This is a genomic window from Nonomuraea sp. NPDC048901, from assembly GCF_040649695.1.
GTDB lineage: Bacteria > Actinomycetota > Actinomycetes > Streptosporangiales > Streptosporangiaceae > Nonomuraea.
In genome coordinates, this window is record NZ_JBEZFW010000016.1 from 78,044 (window position 1) to 103,666 (window position 25,623).

At 69.8% G+C, this 25,623-nt stretch carries 23 protein-coding genes and 1 pseudogene; 10 read left to right on the forward strand and 14 right to left on the reverse strand.

Annotation, left to right across the window (positions count from 1 at the left end; all coding sequences use genetic code 11):
• Positions 1–46 precede the first annotated feature (46 nt).
• The 3 genes from AB0C30_RS41855 to AB0C30_RS41865 form a co-directional block, all read right to left on the reverse strand.
• Positions 47–1,492, reverse strand: coding sequence for a catalase (locus AB0C30_RS41855; RefSeq protein ID WP_357954573.1), 1,446 nt, complete (start codon positions 1,490–1,492; stop codon positions 47–49).
• A 19-nt stretch (positions 1,493–1,511) separates the two neighbouring features.
• Complete coding sequence (locus tag AB0C30_RS41860; RefSeq protein WP_357954575.1) at positions 1,512–1,919, reverse strand: Fur family transcriptional regulator; 408 nt, start codon at positions 1,917–1,919, stop codon at positions 1,512–1,514.
• 82 nt (positions 1,920–2,001) lie between these two features.
• Complete coding sequence (locus AB0C30_RS41865; protein ID WP_357954577.1) at positions 2,002–3,402, reverse strand: MFS transporter; 1,401 nt, start codon at positions 3,400–3,402, stop codon at positions 2,002–2,004.
• A 107-nt stretch (positions 3,403–3,509) separates the two neighbouring features.
• Here AB0C30_RS41865 and AB0C30_RS41870 point away from each other — a divergent pair, with 107 nt between their 5' ends.
• From AB0C30_RS41870 to AB0C30_RS41885, 4 genes are all read left to right on the forward strand, one after another.
• Entirely contained in the window at positions 3,510–4,346 is an 837-nt protein-coding gene (locus AB0C30_RS41870; protein ID WP_357954579.1) for a helix-turn-helix transcriptional regulator, read from the forward strand.
• A 160-nt stretch (positions 4,347–4,506) separates the two neighbouring features.
• Positions 4,507–5,598 (forward strand): CapA family protein, encoded by a 1,092-nt coding sequence (locus tag AB0C30_RS41875; protein WP_357954581.1) that lies wholly within the window; start codon positions 4,507–4,509, stop codon positions 5,596–5,598.
• A gap of 41 nt (positions 5,599–5,639) precedes the next feature.
• Positions 5,640–7,361 (forward strand): SDR family oxidoreductase, encoded by a 1,722-nt coding sequence (locus tag AB0C30_RS41880; protein ID WP_357954583.1) that lies wholly within the window; start codon positions 5,640–5,642, stop codon positions 7,359–7,361.
• A gap of 43 nt (positions 7,362–7,404) precedes the next feature.
• Positions 7,405–8,085, forward strand: a complete 681-nt coding sequence (locus AB0C30_RS41885) for a TetR family transcriptional regulator (protein ID WP_357954995.1) — start codon at positions 7,405–7,407, stop codon at positions 8,083–8,085.
• Positions 8,086–8,112: 27 nt separating this feature from the next.
• Here AB0C30_RS41885 and AB0C30_RS41890 read toward each other — a convergent pair whose 3' ends face one another.
• Positions 8,113–8,478 (reverse strand): hypothetical protein, encoded by a 366-nt coding sequence (locus AB0C30_RS41890; protein ID WP_357954585.1) that lies wholly within the window; start codon positions 8,476–8,478, stop codon positions 8,113–8,115.
• Positions 8,479–8,642: 164 nt separating this feature from the next.
• Here AB0C30_RS41890 and AB0C30_RS41895 point away from each other — a divergent pair, with 164 nt between their 5' ends.
• Positions 8,643–9,173, forward strand: a complete 531-nt coding sequence (locus AB0C30_RS41895) for a tetratricopeptide repeat protein (RefSeq protein ID WP_225299024.1) — start codon at positions 8,643–8,645, stop codon at positions 9,171–9,173.
• 117 nt (positions 9,174–9,290) lie between these two features.
• Here the strand turns inward: AB0C30_RS41895 and clpB are convergent, their stop codons facing one another.
• The 6 genes and pseudogenes from clpB to AB0C30_RS41925 all read right to left on the reverse strand — a co-directional run bounded on the left by clpB (position 9,291) and on the right by AB0C30_RS41925 (position 16,629).
• Positions 9,291–11,861 carry an ATP-dependent chaperone ClpB gene (gene clpB, locus AB0C30_RS41900; RefSeq protein WP_357954587.1) on the reverse strand — a complete coding sequence of 857 codons (2,571 nt, stop codon included), beginning with the start codon at positions 11,859–11,861 and terminating at the stop codon, positions 9,291–9,293.
• Positions 11,862–11,911: 50 nt separating this feature from the next.
• Positions 11,912–12,217 (reverse strand): annotated as a pseudogene (locus AB0C30_RS41905) (helix-turn-helix transcriptional regulator); the annotation flags it as partial.
• Between the two features lie 3 nt (positions 12,218–12,220).
• Complete coding sequence (gene dnaJ, locus AB0C30_RS41910; protein ID WP_357954589.1) at positions 12,221–13,405, reverse strand: molecular chaperone DnaJ; 1,185 nt, start codon at positions 13,403–13,405, stop codon at positions 12,221–12,223.
• Between the two features lie 20 nt (positions 13,406–13,425).
• Positions 13,426–14,022, reverse strand: coding sequence for a nucleotide exchange factor GrpE (gene grpE, locus AB0C30_RS41915; RefSeq protein WP_357954591.1), 597 nt, complete (start codon positions 14,020–14,022; stop codon positions 13,426–13,428).
• Positions 14,022–15,893: a molecular chaperone DnaK gene (gene dnaK, locus AB0C30_RS41920; RefSeq protein WP_357954593.1), complete on the reverse strand. Its 1,872-nt coding sequence runs from the start codon at positions 15,891–15,893 to the stop codon at positions 14,022–14,024. Before dnaK ends, grpE begins: the two co-directional genes overlap by 1 nt.
• Before the next feature lie 277 nt (positions 15,894–16,170).
• A complete protein-coding gene (locus AB0C30_RS41925; RefSeq protein WP_357954595.1) occupies positions 16,171–16,629 on the reverse strand; it encodes a hypothetical protein in 459 nt (152 codons plus the stop codon).
• Between the two features lie 91 nt (positions 16,630–16,720).
• Here AB0C30_RS41925 and AB0C30_RS41930 point away from each other — a divergent pair, with 91 nt between their 5' ends.
• The 5 genes from AB0C30_RS41930 (at position 16,721) to AB0C30_RS41950 (ending at position 21,970) form a co-directional block, all read left to right on the forward strand.
• Positions 16,721–17,602 carry a proline dehydrogenase family protein gene (locus AB0C30_RS41930; RefSeq protein ID WP_357954597.1) on the forward strand — a complete coding sequence of 294 codons (882 nt, stop codon included), beginning with the start codon at positions 16,721–16,723 and terminating at the stop codon, positions 17,600–17,602.
• Between the two features lie 119 nt (positions 17,603–17,721).
• Entirely contained in the window at positions 17,722–18,516 is a 795-nt protein-coding gene (gene proC, locus AB0C30_RS41935) for a pyrroline-5-carboxylate reductase (RefSeq protein ID WP_357954599.1), read from the forward strand.
• A gap of 141 nt (positions 18,517–18,657) precedes the next feature.
• A complete protein-coding gene (locus tag AB0C30_RS41940) occupies positions 18,658–20,025 on the forward strand; it encodes an HlyD family efflux transporter periplasmic adaptor subunit (RefSeq protein ID WP_357954601.1) in 1,368 nt (455 codons plus the stop codon).
• Positions 20,022–20,789 carry an ABC transporter ATP-binding protein gene (locus AB0C30_RS41945; protein WP_357954603.1) on the forward strand — a complete coding sequence of 256 codons (768 nt, stop codon included), beginning with the start codon at positions 20,022–20,024 and terminating at the stop codon, positions 20,787–20,789. Before AB0C30_RS41940 ends, AB0C30_RS41945 begins: the two co-directional genes overlap by 4 nt.
• Positions 20,786–21,970 carry an ABC transporter permease gene (locus AB0C30_RS41950; protein WP_357954605.1) on the forward strand — a complete coding sequence of 395 codons (1,185 nt, stop codon included), beginning with the start codon at positions 20,786–20,788 and terminating at the stop codon, positions 21,968–21,970. Before AB0C30_RS41945 ends, AB0C30_RS41950 begins: the two co-directional genes overlap by 4 nt.
• A 57-nt stretch (positions 21,971–22,027) precedes the next feature.
• Here the strand turns inward: AB0C30_RS41950 and AB0C30_RS41955 are convergent, their stop codons facing one another.
• The 4 genes from AB0C30_RS41955 to AB0C30_RS41970 all read right to left on the reverse strand — a co-directional run bounded on the left by AB0C30_RS41955 (position 22,028) and on the right by AB0C30_RS41970 (position 25,567).
• Complete coding sequence (locus tag AB0C30_RS41955; RefSeq protein WP_357954607.1) at positions 22,028–22,768, reverse strand: ABC transporter permease subunit; 741 nt, start codon at positions 22,766–22,768, stop codon at positions 22,028–22,030.
• Positions 22,765–23,655, reverse strand: coding sequence for an ABC transporter ATP-binding protein (locus AB0C30_RS41960; protein ID WP_357954609.1), 891 nt, complete (start codon positions 23,653–23,655; stop codon positions 22,765–22,767). Before AB0C30_RS41960 ends, AB0C30_RS41955 begins: the two co-directional genes overlap by 4 nt.
• A gap of 80 nt (positions 23,656–23,735) precedes the next feature.
• Positions 23,736–24,395: a response regulator transcription factor gene (locus AB0C30_RS41965; RefSeq protein ID WP_357954611.1), complete on the reverse strand. Its 660-nt coding sequence runs from the start codon at positions 24,393–24,395 to the stop codon at positions 23,736–23,738.
• On the reverse strand, positions 24,392–25,567 hold the full coding sequence (locus AB0C30_RS41970) for a histidine kinase (protein ID WP_357954613.1): 1,176 nt from the start codon (positions 25,565–25,567) through the stop codon (positions 24,392–24,394). The genes AB0C30_RS41965 and AB0C30_RS41970 overlap by 4 nt, the downstream gene beginning before the upstream one ends.
• Positions 25,568–25,623: the final 56 nt, after the last annotated feature.

Below are 25,623 nucleotides of genomic sequence, written 5' to 3' on the forward strand. Positions count from 1 at the left end.
GCACAGCCCGCGCCGCACATGGGCGCGGGCTGTTTCACGTGCGGCGTCAGGAGAGGCCGAGGCCGTGGGAGACGCCCTGGCCCAGGTCCTTGTGGATGTTGTTCCAGTACTCCACGACGCGCTGCTTCATCTCCGAGGTGACCTCGGGGGCCGAGGCGTGCCCGACGATGTTGCTCACCAGGTGCGCGCGGTCCGTTTCTGACAGCACGTTCTCCCAGAGGGCGCGCGGCTGGACGTAGTCGTCGTCCTCCGCGTGCTTGGTGTACGCGGACCGGATGATCTCGCCTGCCACCTGGTAGTTCTCGCCCGCGTACAACGCCGGGTCCGCCGCCGGGCCGTTGACGCTGTTGGGGGCGTACACCGGGTCCTGCGAGTTGCTGAAGGTCATCGGACCGTCGAAGTTGTAGGAATTGACCGCGGCCCGCGGCTGGTTGATCGGCAGCTGCAGGTAGTTGGGGCCGATCCGGTAGCGGTGCGTGTCGGGGTAGGAGAACAGGCGGCCCTGCAGCATCTTGTCCGGTGAGGCGCCGATGCCGGGCACCAGGTTCGACGGCTCGAAGCCCGCCTGCTCCACCTCCGCGAAGTAGTTGCGCGGGTTGCGGTTCAGGGTGAACCGGCCGATCGTGATCTCGGGGTAGTCCTCGTGTGGCCACACCTTGGTCAGATCGAACGGGTTGAAGCGGTAGTCGGCCGCGGCTTCGAACGGCATGATCTGCACGTTCACCTTCCACGACGGATGGTCGCCGGCCTCGATGGCCGTGTGCAGGTCGCGGATGTGGTGGTCGGGGTCGACGAGCAGCGCGGCCGCCTCTTCGCCCGTGTAGTTCTTGATGCCCTGCTCGGTCCTGAAGTGGTACTTCACCCAGAACTTCTGACCTCCGGCGTTGTACCAGAGGAAGGTGTGCGAGCCGAAGCCGTGCATGTTCCGCCACGAGGCGGGGATGCCGCGGTCGGTCATGAGGAACGTGACCTGGTGCGCCGACTCCGGCGACAGGGTCCAGAAGTCCCACTGCATGTTGTTGTCCCGCAGGTGGGTGTCGGCCCGGCGCTTCTGGCTGTGGATGAAGTCGGAGAACTTCTGCGGGTCGCGGATGAAGAAGATCGGGGTGTTGTTGCCGACGAGGTCGTAGTTGCCCTCTTCGGTGTAGAACTTGATCGCGAACCCGCGTGGGTCGCGGGCGGTGTCGGGGCTGCCGAGTTCGCCGGCGACGGTCGAGAAGCGCAGGAAGAGCGGGGTCTCCTTGCCCTTCTGGAAGAGGCCGGCCTTGGTGAACTGGCTGACGTCCTCGGTGATCCGCATGACACCGTGGGCGCCGCCGCCTTTGGCGTGTACGACGCGCTCGGGAACCCGTTCCCGGTTGAAGTGCGCCATTTTCTGGATCAGATAGTGATCCTGCATAAGAAGTGGGCCGTTGGGGCCGACGGAGAGCGAGTGCTCGTCGCTCGGCGCGGGAATGCCGGCGTCGTCGGTGGAGATAGGCCTGTTCGTCATCAGCGCGGTCCTCCGAAAATCATCGTTGACAGCTCGGGCAGACGCCCCAGTAGGTGACGTCGGCTTCGTCCACGACGTATCCGGCCGCGTCGACGGGCACCAGACACGGGGCGAGCCCGGTCGCGCAGTCGACGTCGGTCATGGCACCGCAGCGCCGGCAGACCAGGTGGTGGTGGTTGTCACCCACCCTGGCCTCGTAGCGCGCCGGACTGCCCATGGGTTCGATCTTGCGGAGCAGTCCGGCCTGGTGCAGCGCGTGCAGCGAGTCGTAGACGGCCTGAAGGGACACCTGACCCACACGGTCGAGCACGCCGCGGTGAACGGCTTCCACCTCGAGGTGGTCGCCTTCGCGCACGGTCCGCATGATCGCCAAGCGGGCCGCGGTCACCCGCAGCCCTGCCTGGCGAATTAGGTCGTTGTCCCCCATATCCGGACACGCTAGTGCTAAACCTGAATGATTCAAGTAAAGGACTGGTACAGGTCTCGGTCGGGCCGTACCAAGAAGAGTCTCAGCGGCGCCGTACCAGGAAGATCGAGCTCACCCCGGCCAGTACGGCCAGCGCCGCGAGCGCCACGGCGGTCGCCATCGAGGCGGAGCCGGTGCCCCCGCCCTGGCTCAAGGAGATGAACAGCGTGCCGACAGTCGACACCCCGATCACCTGGCCGAGCTGCATCACGGTGAGGAGCGCCCCGCTCGCGTCGGCGGCGTAGACGTCGTCCACCTGCTGGGTCGCCATGTTGGTCACCGCGACCTGCACGCCGAGCCCGGCGCCGATGAGCGCGCTCATGACCGCGTACAGGACGCCGCCTCCGGAGGCGAGGCCGAGGCCCAGGTAGGCCGGCGCGGCCACCACGTAGCCGAAGGGCACGAGCGAGCGCTGCAGACCGGGCGGCAGCAGCGGCCAGCAGAGCCCCACGAGCGCGAACGCCAGCGCGCACGGCACCAGCATCATGCCCGAGGCCAGCGGCGACAGGCGCAGGTCACCCTGGAGGTGCAGCGCCGAGGTGAACAGGAACGCGCCCCAGGTGGCCGGCCCGAGCAGTAGCACGGCGAGCCCCGGCCGCATGCCGGGGGCGCGCAGCACGCCCGCGTTGACCAGCGGGCGCCCGCCGCGGCCCGTCACCCAACGCTCGACACGGACGAACGCCACGAAGACCACCGCGCTCAGCGCCATCGAGGCCCAGCCCCACAGCGGCCAGCCGAGGTCCCTGCCCAGCACGAGCGGCACCACGAACAGCAGCACGGCGGCCGACAGGCTCACCAGGCCCCACGGGTCGAGCCCGCCCTGGCCGCCACCATGGTCGGCGGGGAGCACCCGAAGCCCCGCGATCAACAGCAGCGCGCCGATCGGCACCAGCACGAGGAAGACGATCCGCCAGCCGGCGCCGAGCCCGAGCAGGATCCCGCCGAGCGCCTGGCCGACCACGATGCCACCGCTCACCACCGCCGACCACAGGCCCAGCGCCCGGCCTCTGGCCGCGCCCTGGTAGTTTCGCTGGATCAGCGTCATGACCTGGGGCATCATCAGCGCGGCCCCGGCGCCCTGGGCGAGCCGGGCGGCGACCAGCGTGCCGGTCGTGGGCGCGAGCCCCGCGGCCAGCGTGGTGATCGTGAAAAAGGCGAGCCCGGCGAGGAAGGCCTTGCGGTAGCCGAGCAGGTCGCCGAGCCGGGCACCGGTGATCAACAGGACGGCGTAGACGATGGTGTATCCCGCCACGATCATCTGCAGCCCGGCACCTGATGAGTGCAGATCGGCCTCGATGGTCGGGGTGGCCACGTTGACGATGTTGACGTTCAGGATGGCCAGGAACTGTCCTACGAGGATGATCGCGAGGAGCAGCCCGCTGGCCTTGCCCTTCTCCGGCTGTACGGCCGGGATCGGGGGAGCAAGATGGGCAGATTGGGTCATAGATAGAGTCTGGCGGCAAACCAGTACCAGTAACGAGAGCCCCTTTATACTGGTATTAACAGCACCTGGATGGCTTACGCCCGCTCCACCATAGTGAAGGGGTGACCGTGACAGAGGCAAGGCGCTCCGATTTGTCGGCGTTCCTGCGCACCCGGCGCGAGCGGATCACCCCCGAGATGGTCGATCTGGCGCCCGGGCCCCGCAGGCGCACTCCCGGCCTGCGCCGTGAGGAGGTCGCCCAGCTCGCCGGGGTGGGCGTCACCTGGTACACGTGGCTGGAGCAGGGACGGCCGATCAACGCCAGCAGCCAGGTGCTCGACGCGATCTCGCGTACGCTCCGGCTCGACACCGCCGAGCGGGAGCATCTCTACCGGCTGGCGGGCCAGCCGGGCACACCCGTCCTGGCCGGCTCCACCCCGGTGACGCCGGAGATGCAGGCCATACTCGACCAGCTCGGCGCCATGCCCGCGTGCATCACCAACAGCCGCTGCGACGTGCTGGCCTGGAACCCCGCCTACGCGACGATCTTCCCCGAGATCGTCGACGCCCCGGAGGGCGAGCGCAACTCGCTCTGGCAGACGTTCGTCAGCCCTTCATGGACGACCATGCTCGTCAACCGCGACCATGAGCTGCCGCGCGCCGTCGCCGTCTTCAGGGGTGCCTACAGTCGCCACACCGACGACCCGTGCTGGCAGGACTTCGTCCGGCGGCTCGCCGCGGAGAGCGCCGAGTTCGCCAGGCTGTGGGCCAGGCAGGACGTGGCCGAGCCCGGGCCGCGGGTGAAGACGTACGAGCACCGTGAGATGGGCCGGATCGGCTTCAGCACGACCAGCTTCCACCTCTCCTCGGCGCCGGAGACCCGCATGATCGTCTACTCGCCGCAGGACCAGCGGTGCCTCGACGCCATGACCCGCCTCATGGCCGGCGCTGCCTCGATGTCGTGACCCCGCTCCACGGCCGGCGCTGCCTCGCCGTGACCTTGCGGTGCCTCGGCCTCATGACCGGCCTCATGACCGAAGGTCAGCGCCCCTAGGCCGCGCGCGATTCATCCGCTCATGGCATGCTCGATGGCTGAAAGTCAGGATCGAGCGGAAGTAGCCGCACATGAGAGTCCCCCGCCCCCTTCTCGCGGCGCCCCTCGCCGTGATGCTGGCCTCGGCCGCCGCGTGCTCGGCGGCCGAGTCGGAGCAGCCGCCGAAGAGCGAACAGGCGGCGGAGAAACCGAAGGACGCGTCCGTCAAAACCACCCCCGCCGCCCCCGCCCGGAAGCCGTACACGATCTCGTTCGGCGGGGACGTGCACTTCGAGGGCGGGCTTCGTAACCGGCTCGCCGCGCCGCGCACGGCGCTCGGACCGATCGCGCAGGTGCTGCGCTCGTCCGACCTGGCGATGGTCAACCTGGAGACGGCGATCACCACGGGTGGCACGCCCGCACCCGGCAAGCAGTACACATTCCGGGCGCCCGAGACGGCGTTCGGCGCGCTGAAGGCCGCCGGCGTCGACGTGGCGTCGATGGCCAACAACCACGGCATGGACTACATGGAGACCGGGCTCGCCGACTCGCTGGCGGCGATCAAGCGGAGCAAGTTCCCGATCGTGGGCATCGGGGCGAACTCCACCCAGGCCTACAAGCCGTACAGGAAGACCGTCAACGGCAACCGCGTCTCCATCATCGGGGCCACGCAGGTGCTCGACGCCGAGTTCATCCAGGCCTGGACGGCTACATCCGACAAGGGCGGGCTCGCGTCGGCCAAGGACGAGGATCGCCTGCTCCAGGCCGTACGGCAGGCACGCAAGAACTCCGACACCGTCATCGTGCACCTGCACTGGGGCACCGAGATGCAGAAGTGCCCCAACCCGGCGCAGCTCGCGCTCGGCCCGAAGCTGGTCAAGGCGGGCGCCGACGTCGTGGTCGGCGGGCACGCGCACATCCTGCTCGGCGCCGGGTACATCGGCAACGGCTACGTCAGCTACGGCCTGGGCAACTTCGTCTTCTACAACTCCACGCCCGGCACCACCGGCAGGACCGGCGTGCTGACGCTCACCATCAAGGGCCGCAAGGTGCTCAAGGACCAGTGGACGCCCGCCACCATCCAGGGGGGTATACCGATCCCGATGACGGGCACGGCCAAGACACAGGCGGTGGCCGACTGGCGGGCCCTGCGATCCTGTACGGGGCTGGCAGCCCGCCCTTGACGAGATCTATCATTGGACTCCACGTCCAATAGGAGGTCGCCATGCGCTGGGTCGAGTCCGATGACGTACGGCTGGCGGTCTTCGAGGAAGGCGATCCCGGCGACCCCACGATCGTGCTCGTCCACGGTTATCCGGACACGCACCGGGTCTGGGACGAGGTCGCCGAGCGGCTGCGTGACCGCTTCCAGGTGGTCCGCTATGACGTACGCGGTGCGGGCGCCTCGACGGCCCCACGCCATGCCGGTGACTACGCCTTCCACCGGCTGGCGGCCGACCTGGCGGCGGTGCTCGACGCGATCGGCAAGCCCAGGGTCCACCTGGTCGGGCACGACTGGGGCTCGCTGCAGGGCTGGGACGCCGTGTCTCGTCCCGGCATCCGGGATCGCATCGCCTCCTTCACCAGCTTCGGCGGTCCGGGGCTCGCGCAGGCGCGCCACTTCATGCGGCACGGCAGGCGGCGCGACGTCCTGGCGCAGGCGGTCAGGTCCTGGTACATCGGCGCTTTCCGGCTCCCGGTGCTGCCCGAGCTGGCCTGGAGCACGTTCATGCCCCGGGTCCTGGAGCGGTCGATGCGGCGGGACGAGGGCCTCGAACCCAGACCGGGCCACCCGGCCGACACTCTGAGAAGCGACGCCCGCAACGGACTGCACCTCTACCGGAGCAACATGGGCGGCCATCCCAGCGGCGACGTGCCCGACCACGTTGCCGTGCCCGTTCAGCTCATCGAGGCGACGCGAGATCCGTTCGTCGGCCCGGCGCTGCTGGCCTCGCTGGGGGAGGGGGTTCCCAGGTTCTGGCATCGCAAGATCGCGGCCGGGCACTGGGTCCAGCGCAGTCACCCCGACGTCATCGCCAGGATGATCGCCGAGTTCGCCACCCACGCCGATGGCGGCGCGCCCACCAGGAGCCTGCGCGGGGCCCGCGTCGAGGAGGGGCGCAAGGCGTTCGACGGGCAATTGGTGGTGATCACCGGCGCGGGCAGCGGCATCGGGCGCGCCACCGCGCGGGCCTTCGCGGCGCACGGCGCCGAGGTGGTCTGCGCGGACCTCGATCGCGAGGCGGCGGCTCGTACGGCTGACGGCATCGCCAAGGACTTCGGCGGTACGGCACACGCCGTACGAGTCGATGTCGCCGACACCACCCAGATGGAAGACTTCGCCAGAAATATCCGCACTGAGTATGGAGTGCCGGACATTGTGGTGAACAATGCCGGGATCGCGGTCAGCGGGCCGTTCCTCGACCACTCGGTCGACGACTGGCGCAGAACCCTCGACGTCAACCTGTGGGGCGTCATCCACGGCTGCCGGCTGTTCGCCGCCCAGATGGTCGAACGCGGAGAAGGCGGCCACATCATCAACATCGCCTCGCTGGCCGCGTTCGTACCGTCGCGACTGCTGCCCGCCTACTCGACCTCGAAGGCGGCGGTGAAGATGCTGAGCGACTGCCTGAGAGCGGAACTGGCCGGACAGGGCATCGGGGTCAGCGTGATCTGCCCCGGTTTCGTGTCCACGCCCATCGCGCACAACGCCACGTACGTCGGACCGGACATGAGGGACTCGGCCGAACAAGGGCTGGCCCGCCGCGGCTACCCGCCCGAGCGCGTCGCCGCTCATATCCTCCGGGCCGTACACCGTGACCAGGCCGTTGTGCCGGTCAACGCGGAAGGGAAGATCGGTTACGCGCTGTCGAGGATCTCGCCGGGAGCGCTGCGCCGGTTCGCGAGAGTGACCGGCGTCACGAGAAATCCGCCATTCGCCAGGTAACGATCGTGCACTTGGGGGGAAGATGGAGCACGTGTCCTCCCCGATGATTGAAGACGGCTGCGCGGCGCCCAAACCGCTCCGGCGGCAGCCGACGCAGCGCCGCAGTGCCCGCCGCGTCGAGCGGATGCTCGACGCGACCGCCGAGCTGCTCGACGAGATCGGCTACGAAGGGCTCTCCACCACCCGCATCGCCGAGAGAGCCGGCGTCGCGATCGGGTCGGTCTACCAGTTCTTTCCCGACAAGCGGGCCATCACGCAGGAGCTGACCCGGCGCAACGTCGAGCAGTTCGTCTCCCGGGTCGGCCGCCGGTTCCTCGAAGAGGACTACCGCGGCTGGTGGGAGGCGGTCGACGCGATCATCGACGAGTTCGTCGACATGCACCGGAGCGTGCCCGGGTTCAGGAATCTGCGCTTCGGCGACGTGGTCGACCTCAACCTGCTCGACTCCGACTCCGACAACAACATGGTGATCGCCGGGCGGCTGCGCGGGCTGCTGCTGAAGGAGTTCGGGCTGGCCGACAGCCAGGAGCTCGACATGGCCGTGCTGGTCGCGGTCGAAGCGGGCGACGCCGTGCTGAAGCTGGCCTTCCGCCGCGATCCGGACGGCGCGCCGGAGATCATCGAGGCGGCCAAGCAGCTGATCCGCGGCTTCCTGTCCCGCCAGCTCAAGTCGTGGCCTTCGGGAGGCGCCCGGGCCCTCGATGAAGGGTCACGGCCCTCGTGAAACGTCACGCGCCGGGCTGCTGGGCCGTCAGTGGGCCGCGTGCAGCTCTCTGAGGAGCTCCGGCAGCCAGGCGGGAGTCGAGCCGCGAGGGTCGTACCTGGACTGGAGCCGGTCGCCCGATTCCGGGACGAGCGCGGAGGCGGGCGGCGGGTGCGGCTGGGTGCGAGAGGTGTCGGTGCCCGGCGCGCACGGTGTCAGAAACGTCACCGACCGTGCGTCGCGGGCCTCCCGGACCATCCTGGTGTGCAGCCTCGCCTCAAGCGCGTGCAGGTTTCGCTCCGCCGATTCGATGGCCTCCAGCCGGGCCGAAAGGTAGCCGACCGCCCCGGGAATCACGGCGGACAGTACGACGAGGCAGACCAAAATGAAGGTCATCTGCCTGGACAGGCCCATCGCGACTCCCTCCACTAGCGGACGAGCGCGACGGTAATATCCCCTCCGACCAGCACAGACACGCTGACTGTAGGCACACTTTAACGCTACGTTGCCGAACCTGTGCGAGATCCGCGATGTGTATTGACCGGGCAAAACCGCAAGCGGCTCGGTAGTCTCGCGGTGTGGCGCATGTGACCCGTGAGCACCTTGATCGCCTGCTAGAGCAGGCACTGCTGGCCGACGACCACGGTTCGCTGGCCAAGCGGCTGTACGACGTCGCGCTCGGCTATTCGACGGGCGACGTTTCCAGGGCATCCATCCTGGTCCTGGCCGCCGAGGAATGGCGGGCGGCGGGACAGCCCGCGCGTGCGATGGAGTGTTTCCAGCGTGCGATGGAGGACGGTGGTGAGTCGAGCATCGACCCGCGAGCCGGCATCGCCGACACGCTCTTCGAGCTCGACAGGCCGGACGAGGCCAGGGAGGTCATCGAGACCATCCGTGCGGAGGGCAGAGCCACCACGGCGACCGCCCACACGATCGCCGAGACCCTGGTCGCCTACGGTGACCTGCGGGCTGGGCACGAGTGGGCGACCCAGGCGGTGCTGGCCTGCGACGAGGACGACCCCGAGCACGTGGCCCTGCTACGCACTCGCTACCGCATCAGGGTGGACCTCGGCCTACCGGAGGACGACCTCGACGCCCTGGTGTCCTGACCAGGGACGTCCCGAGAGGGCGGAGGTGACCGGCCCGGTGGTGGCGTGAGCCTGCCCACCTGCCGTGATACGTGACGCCCGGGAACCGATCGGTTCCCGGGCGTCACGTATCAGACCTCAACCGCGGACGATGGACAGCTCGTCGTCGCCCAGGTCCACCAGCACCCGGTCGCCGTCCACGACCTCGCCCGACAGCACCGCCTTGGCCAGCTTGTCGCCGATCGCCGACTGGACCAGGCGGCGCAGCGGGCGCGCCCCGTACATCGGGTCGTATCCGGTGAGCGCCAGCCACTCGCTGGCCGCGTCGGTGACCTCCAGCGTGAGCCTGCGGTCGGCCAGCCGCTGGGCCAGGCGTTCGACCTGGAGGTCGACGATGCGCGTCAGCTCTTCCGAGCCGAGCGCGTCGAACAGGATCACGTCGTCGAGCCGGTTGAGGAACTCCGGCTTGAACGAGCTGCGCACCGCGCCCATCACGGCCTCGCGCTTGGCGCCGTTGGCCAGTTTGGGGTCGACCAGGAACTGCGAGCCGATGTTGGAGGTGAGGATCAGGATCGTGTTGCGGAAGTCGACGGTACGGCCCTGGCCGTCGGTCAGCCGGCCGTCGTCGAGCACCTGCAGCAGGATGTCGAAGACCTCGGGATGGGCCTTCTCCACCTCGTCGAGCAGCACGACCGTGTAGGGCCGCCGCCGGACGGCCTCGGTGAGCTGGCCGCCCTCCTCGTAGCCGACGTAGCCGGGAGGCGCGCCGACGAGCCGGGCGACGCTGTGCTTCTCGGAGTATTCGCTCATGTCGATGCGGGTCATCGCCCGCTCGTCGTCGAACAGGAACTCCGCCAGCGCCTTGGCCAGCTCGGTCTTGCCGACACCCGTCGGGCCGAGGAACAGGAACGAGCCCGTGGGCCTGTCGGGGTCGGAGATCCCGGCCCGGCTCCGGCGTACGGCGTCCGAGACGGCCTGTACGGCCTGCTGCTGCCCGATGAGGCGCCGCCCCAGCTCCTCTTCCATCCGCAGCAGTTTGGCCGTCTCAGCCTCCAGCAGGCGCCCCGCCGGGATGCCCGTCCAGGAGGAGATGACCTCGGCGATGTCGTCGGCGCCGACCTCCTCCTTGACCATGGCGTGGTCGGGCGTCGCGGCGTCGGAGGCGGCTTGCAGAGCCTGCTCCAGGCGCGGCACCTCGGCGTACATGAGCCGGGAGGCGGCCTCGAAGTCGCCGTCGCGCTGCGCCCGCTCGGCGCCGCTCCTGGCCTCGTCGAGCTGCTTCTTCAGCTCGCCGACCTTGTTGAGGCCGGCCTTCTCCAGCTCCCAGCGGCCGACGAGGGCGTTGAGCTCCTCCTGGCGGTCGGCCAGCTCCTTGCGCAGGCGTTCGAGCCGCTGGATGGAGGCCTCGTCGGTCTCCTTGGAAAGGGCCAGCTCCTCCATCTTCATCCGGTCGACGTTGCGCTGGAGCTGGTCGATCTCGACGGGACGCGAGTCGATCTCCATGCGCAGCCGGGAGGCGGCCTCGTCGACCAGGTCGATGGCCTTGTCGGGCAGGAAGCGGTTGGTGATGTAGCGGTCGGAGAGCGCGGCGGCGGCGACCAGCGCGCTGTCGGCGATCTGGACCTGGTGGTGGGCCTCGTAGCGGCCCTTGAGCCCGCGCAGGATCGCGATCGTGTCCTCGACCGTGGGCTCGCCGACGTAGACCTGCTGGAAGCGGCGCTCCAGCGCGGGGTCCTTCTCGATGCGCTCGCGGTATTCGTCGAGCGTCGTAGCGCCGATCATGCGCAGCTCGCCGCGGGCCAGCATGGGCTTGAGCATGTTGCCCGCGTCCATCGCGCCCTCGGCGGCCCCCGCCCCGACGACCGTGTGCAGCTCGTCGATGAACGTGACGATCTGCCCGTCGCTCTCCTTGATCTCGGAGAGCACGGCCTTGAGCCGCTCCTCGAACTCGCCGCGGTATTTGGCGCCCGCGACCATCGCGCCGAGGTCGAGCGAGATGAGCCGCTTGTTGCGCAGCGACTCGGGCACGTCGCCGGCCACGATGCGCTGGGCCAGGCCCTCGACGACAGCCGTCTTGCCGACGCCGGGCTCGCCGATCAGCACCGGGTTGTTCTTGGTGCGCCGCGACAGCACCTGCACGACCCGGCGGATCTCGGAGTCGCGGCCGATGACCGGGTCGAGCTTGCCGTTGCGGGCCCGCTCGGTCAGGTCGACGCCGTATTTCTCCAGCGCCTGGTAGGTGTCCTCGGGCGTCTCACTGGTGACACGGGCGTGACCGCGTACCTTCTCGAAGGCGTCGAGCAGCGCCTGAGGCGTCGCACCCTGGGACTTCAGCAGCTCGGCCGCCTGGCCGCCGTCGGTGGCCAGGCCGACGAGCAGGTGCTCGGTGGAGACGTACTCGTCTTCGAGCCGCTTGGCCCGTTGCGCCGCGGTGTTGATCACGGTGAGCAGTTGGCGGGAGCTCGACGGCGCGCTCACGGTGGAGCCCTGCGCCTTCGGCAGCCCGGCGAGCTGCTCCTCGGCCTTGGCGCGCAGCGTCTTCCAGTCGGCGCCGACGGCTTCGAGCAGCGGAATGGCGGTGCCGCCCGTCTGGGCGAGCAGAGTGGTCAGCAGATGGGCGGGCGCGATCTCCGGATTGCCCTCCGCGGCGGCACGCCGCATGGCCCCGGAGAGAGCTTCCTGGCTCTTCTGGGTGAGCTTGTAGTCCATGTGTTCTAGGCCCCCGGTGGCAGCTCGTAGCGGATCAGCGCCCTGACCATCTGCATCTCGGCGCGGAGGCGGTGAACCTCCTCACGCAGCCGCAGAGCCTCGTTCTCGAGCTCGAGAATCCGCTTGATGCCCGCGAGGTTGATGCCCTCCTCCTGGGAGAGCCGCTGAACCTCGCGGAGCTGGATGATGTCGCGGGTGGAGTAGAGGCGGCCGCGCCCCGCCGTGCGGCCTGGACAGACCAGTCCGAGCCGGTCGTACTGCCGCAAGGTCTGCGGATGGAGGCCCGACAGCTGTGCGGCCACCGAGATCACATAGACCGGAGTCTCGTCTGACAGGTCGAAATAGTTGGCGTCCATCGGCTACTCGCTTCTGGCTCTCTGTATGAGATCAGCCCGCGGGTCCTCGCCCGCCGTCGCGGTGTTGAACTCCGTGAGGAGCTCGCGGGACTTGTCGTCCAGTGTCTTGGGGACGAGCACCTCGACGGTGGCGAGCAGGTCGCCCTTGGTGCCGTCCTTGCGGGCGACGCCTCTGCCACGGATCCTGAACGTGCGGCCGTTGGGCGTGCCCGTCGGGATGCGCAGCGTGACCGGCAGCCCCTTGAGTATCGGCACCTTGATCTCGGCGCCGAGCGCGGCCTCGGAGAAGGTCACCGGCACCGTGATGGTCAGGTTGTCGCCCGTCCTGCCGAAGACGGCGTGCGGTTTGACGTGCGTGAGGATGTAGAGGTCGCCGGCCGGGCCGCCGTTCTCGCCCGGAGCGCCCTTCCCCTTGAGCTTGACCCGCTGTCCGTCGGCCACCCCCGCGGGGATGCGCGCCTGGATGTTGCGGGTGCTCTTGGCCCGGCCGCTGCCCTCGCACACGGGGCAGGGGTCGTCCACGAGCAGGCCGCGGCCCTTGCAGTCGCGGCAGGGCTCGGAGAAGGCGAAGTTGCCCAGGTTGCGGCTGGCCGCCCCGGTGCCCTCACAGGTCGGGCAGACCCGTGGGGTGGTGCCGGCCTTGGCCCCGGTGCCGCTGCACGCCGTGCAGGCGGCCGAGCTGGTCATTCTGAGCGACACCGTGGAGCCGTCGACCGCTTCGGAGAAGGTGAGCGTGACCTCGGACTCGACGTCCTGGCCACGTCGCGGCCTGGTGGCGCTGGTCGTACGGGCCGAGCCGCCGCCACCGCGGTTGAACAGCCCGCCGAACAGGTCGCCGAGCCGCTCACCCGCCCCGTGGCCCTGCTGCTGCTGGTTGGCGGTGCCCCCGAACAGGTCGCCGAAGTCGAACGGGAAGCCGCCACTGCCGGGACGCTGGGCCCCCACCCCGGACCCGAACAGCGTGCGCGCCTCGTCGTATTCCTTGCGGCGCTTGCTGTCGGACAGGATGTCGTTGGCCTCGGAGATCTCCTTGAACTTGGTCTCCTTGGCCACGTCGCCCTGATTGGTGTCGGGGTGGTACTGCCTGGCCAGCTTGCGGTAGGCCTTCTTGATGTCTTCGGCCGTGGCTGACTTGGGCACACCAAGGACGGCGTAGTAGTCCTTCTCCAGGTAGTCCTTGGTGCTCATCTATCGCCCTTCGTTCTTCGTCAGTTGTCGTCGTCGGACGCCGGGGGGGCGTCTTCTGGCTCCGCCACGGCCACCCGCGCCGGGCGGAGCACCCGGTCACCCATCCGGTAACCGGGCTGGAGCACCTCGATCGCGGTCGGCTCGGTGACGTCCGGCGAGTAGCTGTGCATCAGCGCCTCGTGGACGGTCGGGTCGAACGGGTCGCCCTTCTGGCCGAAGGAGTTGAGCCCGAGCTTGGTGACGGCCGCTTCCAGTGACTCTGCCACTTTCGCGAAGCCACCGGTGAGCTCGCCGTGATCACGTGCCCGGCCGATGTCGTCGAGCACGGGCAGGAGCTCCTGGAGGGCGCTCGCGACGGCCTGCTCCCGCACGGCTCCGCGGTCGCGTTCGACCCGCCTGCGGTAGTTGGTGTATTCCGCCTGGAGGCGCTGCAGGTCGGACGTCCGCTCGGAGAGCTGGGCCAGCAGGTCCCCGTCCTGCGCCGCCGCCTCACTGGCGGCGGGAGGAGGGGGAGTGTCCTGGTCCTGCGGTCGTTCGCGCACCTGGCCCGTCTCCGGGTCGATCTTGCGGTTGTCGCGGATCACCGGCTCGTCGTGCCCGTTGTCACGCGTCGGCATCACTTGTCCTTCTTCGGCTGGTCTTCGTCGACGATCTCGGCTTCGACCACGTCGTCATCGGCCTTCTGCTGCTCGCCGGCCGCGGCGTCCTGCGGGGCGCCCTCGCCGCCGGGCTGCTGGGCCTGGCTCTGCGCGTAGATCGCCGAGCCCATCTTCTGGCTGACGGTCGCGAGCTTCTCGGCCGAGTTGCGGATGACGTCGGTGTCGGTGCCCTCCAGAGCCTTCTTCAGCTCGGCGAGCGCCTCCTCGACCTCGGTCTTGATCTCGCCGGGGACCTTGTCGTCGTTCTCGCGGAGGAACTTCTCCGTCTGGTAGGCGAGCCCGTCGGCGTTGTTGCGGACCTCGGCCTCCTCGCGGCGCTTCTTGTCCTCGTCGGCGTAGGACTCGGCCTCGCGCATCATCCGCTCGATGTCGTCCTTCGGCAGCGCGGAGCCGCCGGTGATCGTCATCGTCTGCTCCTTGCCCGTGCCCAGGTCCTTGGCGGAGACGTTGACGATGCCGTTGGCGTCGATGTCGAAGGTGACCTCGATCTGCGGGATGCCGCGCGGCGCCGGGGCGATGCCGGTCAGCTCGAAGGTGGCCAGCTTCTTGTTGTAAGAAGCGATCTCGCGCTCGCCCTGGTAGACCTGGATCTGCACCGACGGCTGGTTGTCCTCGGCCGTGGTGAAGACCTCGGAGCGCTTGGTCGGGATCGTCGTGTTGCGCTCGATGATCTTGGTGAAGATGCCGCCCTTGGTCTCGATGCCCAGCGACAGCGGGGTCACGTCGAGCAGCAGGACGTCCTTGACCTCACCCTTGAGCACACCGGCCTGCAGGGCGGCGCCGATGGCGACGACCTCGTCCGGGTTGACGCCCTTGTTGGGCTCCTTGCCGCCGGTCAGCTCCTTGACGAGCTCGGAGACGGCGGGCATGCGGGTCGAGCCGCCGACGAGCACCACGTGGGCGATGTCGGAGATCTTGATGCCGGCGTCCTTGATGACCTGGTGGAACGGGCCCTTGGTCCGCTCGAGCAGGTCGGCGGTCAGCCGCTGGAACTCGGCCCTGGTCAGCTTCTCGTCGAGGTGCAGCGGGCCCTCGGAGGAGGCGGTGATGTAGGGCAGGTTGATGGTGGTCTCGGCCTGGCTGGACAGCTCGATCTTGGCCTTCTCGGCGGCCTCACGCAGGCGCTGGAGCGCCATCTTGTCCTTGGACAGGTCGACGCCGTGGGCGTTCTTGAACCGGTTGGCCAGCTCGTCGACGACCCGCTGGTCCCAGTCGTCACCACCGAGGTGGTTGTCGCCGGAGGTCGCCTTGACCTCGACGAAGCCGTGGCCGTCCTCCTGGCCGACGTCGAGCAGGGACACGTCGAAGGTGCCGCCGCCGAGGTCGAAGACCAGGATCGTCTGGTCCTGCTCCTTGTCGAGCCCGTAGGCGAGGGCCGCCGCGGTGGGCTCGTTGATGATGCGGAGCACGTTGAGGCCCGCGACCGTGCCGGCCTCCTTGGTGGCCTGGCGCTGCGCGTCGTTGAAGTAGGCCGGGACGGTGACCACCGCGTCGGTGATCTTCTCGCCCAGGTAGGCCTCGGCGTCCTGCTTCAGCTTCTGCAGCACGAAGGCGCTGATCTGCTGGGGGGAGAACTTCTTGCCGTCGATCTCCTGGGACCAGTTGGTGCCCATCTCCCGCTTGACGGAGCGGATGGTCCGGTCCACGTTGGTGACGGCCTGTCGCTTGGCGACCTCGCCGACCAGGACTTCGCCGTTCTTAGCGAAGGCGACCACGGACGGCGTGGTCCGCGAGCCCTGCGCGTTGGCGATGACGGTGGGCTCACCGCCCTCGAGGATCGAGACGACGGAGTTGGTCGTCCCAAGGTCGATACCTACCGCACGTGCCATGAGTACGTCCCTGTAGTTAAAGTTGAGTCGGTCAGACTCAACGTACGAATGCCCGGGGTGTTTGTCAAACAGCTTGAGCCTACTCGACTCAACCCGACCCCGGGCACCCGTATTCCCCCTGAGAGTTCCCCCCTCAAACCCTGACGAGACCCCGGCGCGACAGGGGTCGTGTGCGGGGGTCTGGTCGTTCCGTCCTGAAAGTTTTCCGTCCGATACTGGCGGAGCCTGGCGCGACAGGGGTCGTGTGCCGGGGTCTGGGTCTGGGTCTGGTTGAGGTTCAGGGCTTGGCGCCGTCCAGCACCTTGCGCTTGCCGAGCGGGGTCTTGAGCTTGACCGTCGTCGTCTTCTCCACCGCGATCATGATGCAGGCGACGTCCTTGGCCTTCGGGGCGGTGCCCTCGTACAGGGTGACCTTGACGCTCTTGCGCGTCTCCTTGACCTTCACCCGGTCCAGGACGGTGCACGGGGCCACGCCCGACCACCAGATGAGCTTGAGCTTGCGGCCGTGGGACGTCGGTTGCGCCTTGGTCCAGCGGACCTTGTGCGTGTTGATGGTGTCGCCCGTGGGCTTGACCGGTTTCGGAGCCTTCGTGGGAGTGGTCTCAGCGGGAACACTCGCCACGGGGTCAGTGGTGACCGGCGTCTGTGGGGCGGGGGCGGTGGCCTGCTTGGCAGGCGCGGGGGCCCCGCAACTCGTCGCAAGCACCAGACATCCGGCCAGAAGAGTCGCTGTCATTGTGCGCATACCTCTTGGACGAATGGGACGGCTCGCAGGTTCAGCTACCGAATCCGGCGGGTTTCGCGCCGGCGAAGTTAGGGTGGAATATGTGCTGCGTCAGGCCCTGCTAGCCGTATCCAGGAGCGACCTCGTCGAGCGGGTCGTCACCACCTCGCCGCTGACCAGAGACGTGGTCAAGCGCTATGTCGCCGACGACGTCGAAGCGGTCGTCGCCCGGCTGACCCGCGACGGGCTGCTCGTCACCATCGCCCGCCTGGGCGAGGACGTCACCGACCGGGCGCAGGTCGAGCGTGCGGTCCAGGGCTACCTCACGCTGCTCGGCCGGCTGCCTCGCGACGCCGACGTGTCGGTCAAGCTGACCGCGCTGGGGCTGCGGCTGTCCGAGCAGCTCGCGCTCGACAACGCGGCCACCGTCTGCGAGGCCGCCGCGGCCAGGGGAGTGACGGTCACCCTCGACGCCGAGGAGCACGACACGATCGCCAGGCTCGACTCCGTGCACGCCACGCTGCGCAAGGAGTATCCCGACGTGGGCATCGTGGTGCAGGCGTACCTGCCGGACGCCCGTGAGCGCTGCGAGCGGCTCGACGGCGCCCGCGTACGGCTCTGCAAGGGCGCCTACAGCGCGCCCGGCGCCCTCACCTCACGGGCCGACATCGACCGGTCGTTCGCGCGCTGCCTCAAGGTGCTGATGGCGGGCACCGGCTATCCCATGGTCGCCACGCACGACCCGCGGCTGGTGGAGATCGCCTCGGCGCTGGCCGTACTCACCGGGCGGGACGCGACGGGCTTCGAGTATCAGATGCTGTACGGCGTGCGGCCCGCCGAGCAGGCCCGGCTGGCCGGGCTCGGCGCGCAGGTGCGCGTCTACGTGCCCTACGGCGCCGACTGGTACGCCTACCTCATGCGCCGCCTCGCCGAGCGCCCGCGCAACCTGGCCTTCTTCGCCCGGTCGCTGCTGAGCCGGCACTAGCTTCGCCCGGTCGCCTGGGTCTTCTGGGTCTTCTGGGTCGCCTGGGTCGCCCGGTCGCCTGGGTCGCCTGGGTCGCCCGGGTCGCCGGTCAGCAGGCAGCGGCTCGGTAGGCTACTGGGGTGATTGCGATTCTGGGCACGGGCAAGATGGGCGAGGCCCTCCTGTCCGGGCTGCTGCGAGCGGGGTTCGATCCGGGCGACATCATGGCGACGTCCCGCAGGCCGGAGCGGGCGCAGGCGCTGCGCGAGGCCTACGGCGTGCGGACCGTGACCAACACCGAGGCCGCCAAGGCCGCGGAGACGATCATCCTGGCGGTCAAGCCGCAGGACATGGCGGCGCTGCTGGCCGAGATCGCCCCCTATGTCCCCGCCGACCGACTGGTGATCACCGCCGCCGCGGGCATCACCAGCGCCTTCGTCGAGCAGCGTCTCGGCGTCGAAGTGCCGGTCGTCAGGGTGATGTCCAACACGCCGATCCGCTTCGACGAGGCGATGAGCGTGATCTCGGCGGGCGCCCACGCGAGCGAGGAGCACCTCCAGCACACCGAGGACCTGCTCAAGCCGGTCGGCAAGGTGCTGCGCATCCCCGAGTCGCAGCAGGACGCGGCCACCGCGCTGTCGGGCAGCGGGCCCGCCTACTTCTTCTACCTGGTCGAGGCCATGGTCGACGCGGGGATCCTGCTCGGCATGCCCAGGGCGGCCGCGCTCGACATGGTCACCCAGTCGATCGTCGGCGCCGCCGTGATGCTGCGCGACTCGGGCGAGCACCCGGTGATCCTGCGCGAGGCGGTCACCTCGCCCGGTGGCACCACGATCGCGGCGATCGCCGAGCTCGAACGCCACAGCGTCCGCGCCGCCTTCCTGGCCGCCATCGAGGCCGCCCGCGACCGGAGCCGCGAGCTGGCCTCAGGCTGAGCCGCGACCGGAGCCGCGAGCCGCCCGCGACCGGAGCCGCGAGCCGGCCTCGGGCTGGGGCCGGAGTGAGTCCGGGCTGTGTCCGGCCCGAGTTCGGGAGGCCCAAGCCACCCCGGGCACCCTGCTCCTACGATGGGTCGGGTGACGATCCGTCGCGGCATCCCCCCGCTGCTCGTCCTGCTCGCGCTGACCGGCTGCTCGGCCGAGGCACCGGCCGCCGTACAACTGGCCGACGTCAAGCGCGCCCCCGTCACCGAGGTCGTCGAGGCGCCCGCCACCATCGGCGCCCGCGCCACGGCCACCCTCCGCTCGCCCGCCCAGGGCACGATCGCCCACCTGTACGTACGCGAGGGCGACCACGTGCGCAAGGGCCAGATCGTGGCCAAGATCCGTTCGCCGCAGGCCCAGGACCAGCTCAAGCAGGCCCGGCGGGCGTCGAAGTCGGCCGCGCCCGCGACCCCGAGCCTGGGCCGCCCGAACGTCCGGCTCGCCTCCTTCGACACCGGCGCGTTCGACCGCAAGGTGGCCGCGCACTTCGCCAAGGCGCGCAGGGAGGCGAAGAAGATCGACGACGCTCAGGCCCGCAGGCAGCTGCTCAGCGCCATCGGTCTGGCCGAGGCCCAGCACAAGGCGCAGACCAGGGCCCTGAAGTCGATCACCGCGCAGCTCAACCGGTCGATCAACAGCGTGCTGGCCGGGGTCACCAGCGGGTTCAGCGGGCTGACGTCGTCCATGGCGTCGTTGCAAGCGGCCTCCAAGTCCCAGGCGAAGGCCGCGGTCAAGGCGGCGGAGAGCGCGGTGAAGTCGCTCACCGTCAAGGCGCCGTTCGGCGGGGTGGTCACGCTCGGCCGACCCTCGGGCGGCGGCGCCGCGAGCAGTTTGAACGGCCTGCTCAGCCAGCTGCCCACCGGCGGCCAGCAGCTGCCCGCCGACACCTCCGGCGGCTCGGCGAGCGGCGGCACGCCGGTGGCGACCGGTGTTCCCGTGTCGGCGGGCGACCCGATCGTCACCGTCACGGACATCTCGGAGCTCACCCTCTCCGCCGACATCGACGAGACCGACGTGCTGCTGGTCAAGAGGGGAACCAAGGCCACGGTCGAGCTCGACGCGGTCCCCGGCGCGGCCTACACCGCGCGGGTCACGGGCGTCGGCGTGACGCCGATGCCCGGCACGACGGGCGGCGTCAGCTACCCGGTGCAGCTCACGCTCGGCGCGGGCCGGTTCGACGACGGCGCCGCGGCGCCCACCCCCAAACCGGGTATGAGCGCGGTGACGCGGCTGACGGTCCGCGAGTCGCCCGCCGCCATCGCGGCCCCGGCCTCGGCGATCGTCTCCAGCGGGCGCGAGAGCGTGGTCTGGGTGGTCAGGAACGGTACGGCGGAGCGCCGCGTGGTCAAGCTCGGCGCCCAAGGAGAGGCGGTGGTCGAGGTGCTGAACGGACTGTCGGTCGGTGACCGGATCGTGGTCAAGGGCGCGGACTCGGTACGGCAAGGGCAGCGACTGCCATGACCGCCGCCGCATTGGAAGCCGTCGATCTCACCAGGCGCTACCAGCTCGACGGCGTCGCCGTGGAGGCGTTGCGCGGTGTGTCGCTGCGCATCGGCCGCGGCGAGTTCGTGGCCATCATCGGGCCGTCCGGGTCCGGCAAGTCCACGCTGATGCACTTACTCGGCTGCCTCGACCGGCCCACGTCCGGGCGGCTCCGGGTGAACGGGGTGGAGATGTCGCAACTGTCCGACACCCAGCTGGCCGAGCTGCGCAACAAGACGATCGGGTTCGTGTTCCAGTCGTTCCACCTGCTGGCCAGGACCTCGGCGCTGGAGAACGTGGCGCTGCCGCTGGTCTACCGGGGGGTGGGGAAGGCCGAGCGCCGGGCCAGGGCGCGGGCCGCGCTGGAGGCGGTGGGTCTGGGGCACCGGATGGAGCACCGGCCCTCGCAGATGTCCGGCGGCGAGCAGCAGCGCGTGGCGATCGCCAGGGCGCTGGTGGGCGAGCCGAAGGTGCTGCTGGCCGACGAGCCGACGGGCAATCTCGACACTCGCAACGGCGCCGAGGTCATGGCCATACTCGACCGGCTCAACAGTGACAGCGGGGTGGCCGTGGTGCTGGTCACGCACGAGCCGGAGGTCGCGGGACACGCCCGGCGGCAGATCCACGTACGCGATGGGCTGATCGAGCTGGACACCGGCGCCCAGGAGAGCAAGGAGAGCGAGCAGAGCAAAAGGAGCGAGCAGGGCGCAAGGGAGAAGAGGGACGGCGGCGGCGCGGGGTGAGGGGGCGCGAGGCGTTCGGCATGGCGCTGGAGGCGCTGCGGGTCAACCGGATGCGCAGCGTGCTGACCATGCTCGGGGTCGTCATCGGCGTGCTCGCCGTGGCGATCCTGGTGGCCGTCGGCACCGGCGCGAAGGACGCGGTGGAGAAGGAGATCTCCGGCCTCGGCACCAACATCATCCTGGTCGTCCCTGGCCGGCTCACCGTGGGCGCGGCGCCGACCCAGAGCAAGCTCAACCTGGCCGACGTCGCGTACGTGCGGCGCGTGGTCGGCGACCCGGCCAAGGTGACGGTGTCGCTGCAGTCGGGCGAGACCGTACGCGTCGGCGGGACCGAGGCGTTCGTCACCGTCGTCGGCACCGACCAGAACCTCACCAACATCTTCGACCGCCCGCTCGACAAGGGCCGTCACCTGAGCGGGACCGACGTCGACACCCGGCGCCGGGTCGCCGTGCTCGGCTCCGAGGTGGCCGACAAGCTGTTCGGCGACCTCGATCCGATCGGGCGGCAGCTGACGATCTCCGGGGCGCGGTTCCGGGTCGTCGGCGTCTACGCCAAGATCGGCCAGACCTTCGGGGTCTCGCGCGACCAGGAGGTGCACATCCCGGTGACGACGGCCCAGCGGCTGCTCGGCATCGCCAGGGTCAACGGCATCGCGGTAGGCGCGTCGGGGCCCGACGAGATCGAGCCGCTCCAGAGCCGGGTCGTGGCGGCGCTGACCGACAGGTATCCGGGGGAGAAGTTCTCGGCCGTCACGCAGACCCAGCTGCTCGGCACGATCGGCAGCGTGCTCGGCATGCTCACCGGCGTGCTGGCCGCGATCGCCGGCATCTCGCTGCTGGTGGGCGGCGTGGGCGTGTCCAACATCATGCTGGTCAGCGTCCGGGAGCGGACCCGTGAGATCGGGCTGCGCAAGGCGCTCGGGGCCAGGCAGCGCGACGTGCTGACCCAGTTCCTGATCGAGGCGGTGCTGCTGACGACGATCGGCGGCGTCATCGGGATCCTGCTCGGCGTCGGCGGCGCCCTCGCCATCCAGGCGCTCACGCCGGTGCCCGCCTCGATCACCTGGTGGTCGATCGCGCTGGCGTTCGGCGTCTCGGCGGCGGTGGGCGTGTTCTTCGGCGTCGCGCCCGCGCGGAGGGCCGGCCGGTTGGACCCGGTCATAGCCCTCCGCGCCGAGTGACGCGCTCAGTGACGCGCGCTCAGTGACGCGCGCCCAGCGACGCGCTTAGCGGCGTGATTACGCGTCGCGGCGCCGCATCAGCACGGCGCCCGCGATCACCGCGACCGCCACCCAGGCGAGGTAGACCGCGAACCCGCTCCACGGGCCCAGGGAGCCGCGGCTGTCGCCGGACACGATCAGCAAGCCGGCGTTCGTGGTGAAGTATGCGGCCACGGTCCTGCCCCACTCGCCCGGGAGCTGGATCGCGACGCTGGGCAGTACCAGGATCAGTGAGATGGCCGACACGATCGCGCCCGGCGTGTGCCTGATCAGTGTGCCCAGTCCGAGCCCGAACAGCCCGCACGCGGTCAGGTAGAGACCGGACCCGAGCGTAGCCCGCGCCACCTCCCCCATCTCGATGGACGGTGGCTGGGCGATCGCCAAGCCGACGCCCACCGCGACGGCCGACGCGACCAGGCACACGACGAGCGACACCGCGACGAACACCACGATCTTGCCGGTCAGCAGGCGCATGCGCTGGGGCACTGCCATGAGCGAGGTGCGGATCCCCCCGGTGCGGTATTCGCTGGAGATCACCAGAACGCCCAGGGTGGCCATGGAGATCGAGGCCATCATCGCCCCGGTCAGGCTCAACATGATCGCCTCCGAGCCCGGGACCGGCCCCTTGGCCATGCCCTTGGCCGAGGCGTTGAGGAGGACGGAGAAGCCCAGCATCAGCACGGCGGTGGTGGCCAGGGTCCACACCGTCGAGCGGACAGAGCGGATCTTGGTCCATTCGGACCGGAAAATGTCGATCATGATGAGTACTCCAGGCTGTCCTTGGTGAGCTCCATGTAGGCCGCTTCGAGCGAGGGCTGGACGAACGTCAGTTCCTCCAGCGGCAACCCGGCCCGCGCGGTGATCGTGCCGATCTCCAGCGGCGTCACCCCGGTCACCCTCAGGTGGTCGGTGTGCAGGTCACCGACCTTGATCAGATCGGCCACCTCGGCCAGGCGGGGCGAGCGCACCCGTACGTACGACTGAGAGCTGCGCCCGATGAACTCCGACATGCTCGTGTCGGCGATCAGCGCGCCCTTGCCGATCACCACCAGGTGGTCGGCCGTCTGCGCCATCTCGCTCATCAGGTGGCTGGAGACGAACACCGTGCGCCCCTCGGCCGCCAGCTTCCGCATGAACGTGCGGATCCACAGGATGCCGTCCGGGTCCAGCCCGTTGACGGGCTCGTCGAAGAGCAGGATCTCCGGATCGCCGAGCAGTGCGGCGGCGATGCCGAGCCGCTGCGACATGCCGAGCGAGAACCCGCCGACCCGCCGCTTGGCCACCTTGGTCAGGCCGACCTCCTCCAGCACCTCCTCCACCCTGCTCGCCGGGATGGCGTTGGTCTGGGCGATGGCCAGCAGGTGGTTGCGGGCGCTGCGCCCGCCGTGCACGGCCTTGGCGTCGAGCAGCGCGCCGACCTTGCGCAGCGGGTGCCGCAGCTCCCCGTACGGCCTGCCGTCCACGAGGACCGACCCGCCCGACGGGTGGTCCAGGCCTAGGATCATGCGCATGGTCGTCGACTTCCCGGCGCCGTTCGGTCCCAGGAACCCGGTCACCTGGCCGGGTTCGACGTCGAAGGACAGGTCCGCCACGGCCACGGTGCCGCCGTAGCGCTTGCTCAGGTTCGTTGCCCGGATCGCGGTCATGATCCAAGCGTGGCCGGGCGGGAACGGGATTTCGTCCTGCTGGAGGACCGTTCGCGGGCGCGGTCTCTGGGACCCTGCTCCTACTCTCCAGGGGTGATCAGCGCCGCCTCGTAGGCCACGATCACCGCTTGGGCCCGGTCCCGGACGCCGATCTTGGCGAACAGGCTCGTCACGTGGTTCTTGACGGTCGAGGGGGAGACGTCCAGCTCCTCGGCGATCTCCGCGTTGGACCTGCCGCGGGCGATCAGGACGAGCGTCTCGCGCTCGCGCTCGGTCAGCCCGTCCAGCTTCGTGGGAGCCGCCCGGCGGCGCGGTCGCGCAGCTCGTACGAACGTGCCGATCAGGCGGGTCAGCAGGCGCGGCGCCACGGCGGACTCGCCGCGGTGCACCACGCGGACGCCCTCGACCAGCTCCTCGGGGGAGACGTCCTTGGGCAGGAACCCGGCGGCGCCCGCCCGCAGGGCCGCCACCACGTTCTCGTCCAGGTCGAACGTGCTCAGCGCGAGCACCCGCACACCGGGCGACTCCACGGTGATCCGTTCGGTCGCGCGAACCCCGTCGAGGCCCGGCATGTGCAGGTCCATCAGCACCACGTCCGGGCGCAGCCGCTCGCACAGCGCGACCGCCTCCGCGCCGTCGGCCGCCTGGCCCACCACGCGCATGTCCGGCTGGGCGTCGAGCATGAGCTGGAAGCCCTTGCGCACCAGCGCGTGGTCGTCAGCCAGCAGTACGGTGATCATGTCGTCTCCAGGGGAATGCGGGCGCGCACCAGGAAGCCGCCCTCCAAACGGGGGCCCGTGCTCAGGAGGCCGCCGCACAGGGTCACGCGCTCGGCCATCCCGTCCAGCCCGAACCCCGGAGCCGGGGCGTTCCGGCTGCCCGCCGCGGGCAGGCCGTCGTCGATGACCTCCACCTCGACCGCCTCGCTCTCGTACGCCAGCCGGACGCTGGCCCGCGCCCCCACGGTGTGCTTGCGGGTGTTGGTCAGCGCCTCCTGCACGATCCGGTAGACGGCGTGGTCGACGGTCGTCGGCAGCGTGACGGGCTCGCCGATCACGGTCAGGCTCGTGGGCAGTCCGGCGGTCGCGGCCTCCTGGACCAGCGCCGGCAGCCGGGCGGCGCCCACCCCGGTCGCGGCGTCGGCGCCCCCCTCGACCCTGAGCAGCCCGTCCGTGGTGACCACGCCGCCGGCTCCGACCGGGTCGTCGGCCCTGAGCACGTTGAGGAGCTGGCGCATCTCCGCCAGTGCCTGACGCGCGGTCCGCTCCGCCCCGGCCAGGGCGTCATGGGCGGCGTCCTCGCTCGGCGGCAGGGTGGCCCTGGCGCCGCCGACCAGCACGTTGATGACGCTGATGTGGTGGGCCACGACATCGTGCAGTTCCCTGGCGATGCGCCGCCGCTCGGCGCGGACCGCGCTCTCGGTGGCCTCCCGCTGGCCGCGCTCCCTGAGCTCGGCGCGGACTCTGACGAACTGGCCGACGACTATGGGGGCCAGCGGGTACAGCCCGATCATCCAAGCGCCGGGTACCGGCCTGGTCAGGTGGTTGGCCAGAGCGTAGACCACGCCCCCGCCAACGGCGGTGAGCGCGGCGGTCCTGCCCGGGGTGTAGCGGCCCACGCTGTAGAAGGCGATCGTCGAGGAGATGTTGGCCGACGCCATGATGCCGGCGGCCATGCCGAAGATCTCACCGGCGGTCTCGATCGCGGCGACTGTGACGGGCCGGGTCCGCCGTAACAGCAGCGGGAACGTGCTGAGAATGAAGAGGCCGGCGCCCATGGCGACGTCCGGGTAGCCCTGGCGCAGCACGGAGACCAGGCCGACGCTCGCGGCCCCGACGAGCACGGTCACCAGCGTGATGTCGAAGACGCGCGGACGCTTGAAGAAGCGCCATGCGGCCGTGACGCGTCGCATGAAGCGCATGATCCAACCCTATGTGGCAGTTATTGAAAAGCGGCGATATTTCGCCG

Bases quoted from the DNA above. Each gene is read 5' to 3' on its own strand.
- grpE (WP_357954591.1), bottom strand. From the start codon at position 14,022: ATGCCGACGCGTGACAACGGGCACGACGAGCCGGTGATCCGCGACAAC.
- AB0C30_RS41860 (WP_357954575.1), bottom strand. From the start codon at position 1,919: ATGGGGGACAACGACCTAATTCGCCAGGCAGGGCTGCGGGTGACCGCG.
- AB0C30_RS41925 (WP_357954595.1), bottom strand. From the start codon at position 16,629: ATGACAGCGACTCTTCTGGCCGGATGTCTGGTGCTTGCGACGAGTTGC.
- AB0C30_RS41945 (WP_357954603.1), top strand. From the start codon at position 20,022: ATGACCGCCGCCGCATTGGAAGCCGTCGATCTCACCAGGCGCTACCAG.
- AB0C30_RS41855 (WP_357954573.1), bottom strand. From the start codon at position 1,492: ATGACGAACAGGCCTATCTCCACCGACGACGCCGGCATTCCCGCGCCG.
- AB0C30_RS41965 (WP_357954611.1), bottom strand. From the start codon at position 24,395: ATGATCACCGTACTGCTGGCTGACGACCACGCGCTGGTGCGCAAGGGC.
- AB0C30_RS41955 (WP_357954607.1), bottom strand. From the start codon at position 22,768: ATGATCGACATTTTCCGGTCCGAATGGACCAAGATCCGCTCTGTCCGC.
- AB0C30_RS41865 (WP_357954577.1), bottom strand. From the start codon at position 3,402: ATGACCCAATCTGCCCATCTTGCTCCCCCGATCCCGGCCGTACAGCCG.
- AB0C30_RS41880 (WP_357954583.1), top strand. From the start codon at position 5,640: ATGCGCTGGGTCGAGTCCGATGACGTACGGCTGGCGGTCTTCGAGGAA.
- AB0C30_RS41885 (WP_357954995.1), top strand. From the start codon at position 7,405: ATGATTGAAGACGGCTGCGCGGCGCCCAAACCGCTCCGGCGGCAGCCG.
- AB0C30_RS41875 (WP_357954581.1), top strand. From the start codon at position 4,507: ATGAGAGTCCCCCGCCCCCTTCTCGCGGCGCCCCTCGCCGTGATGCTG.
- AB0C30_RS41960 (WP_357954609.1), bottom strand. From the start codon at position 23,655: ATGACCGCGATCCGGGCAACGAACCTGAGCAAGCGCTACGGCGGCACC.
- AB0C30_RS41890 (WP_357954585.1), bottom strand. From the start codon at position 8,478: ATGGGCCTGTCCAGGCAGATGACCTTCATTTTGGTCTGCCTCGTCGTA.
- clpB (WP_357954587.1), bottom strand. From the start codon at position 11,861: ATGGACTACAAGCTCACCCAGAAGAGCCAGGAAGCTCTCTCCGGGGCC.
- AB0C30_RS41970 (WP_357954613.1), bottom strand. From the start codon at position 25,567: ATGCGACGCGTCACGGCCGCATGGCGCTTCTTCAAGCGTCCGCGCGTC.
- dnaK (WP_357954593.1), bottom strand. From the start codon at position 15,893: ATGGCACGTGCGGTAGGTATCGACCTTGGGACGACCAACTCCGTCGTC.
- dnaJ (WP_357954589.1), bottom strand. From the start codon at position 13,405: ATGAGCACCAAGGACTACCTGGAGAAGGACTACTACGCCGTCCTTGGT.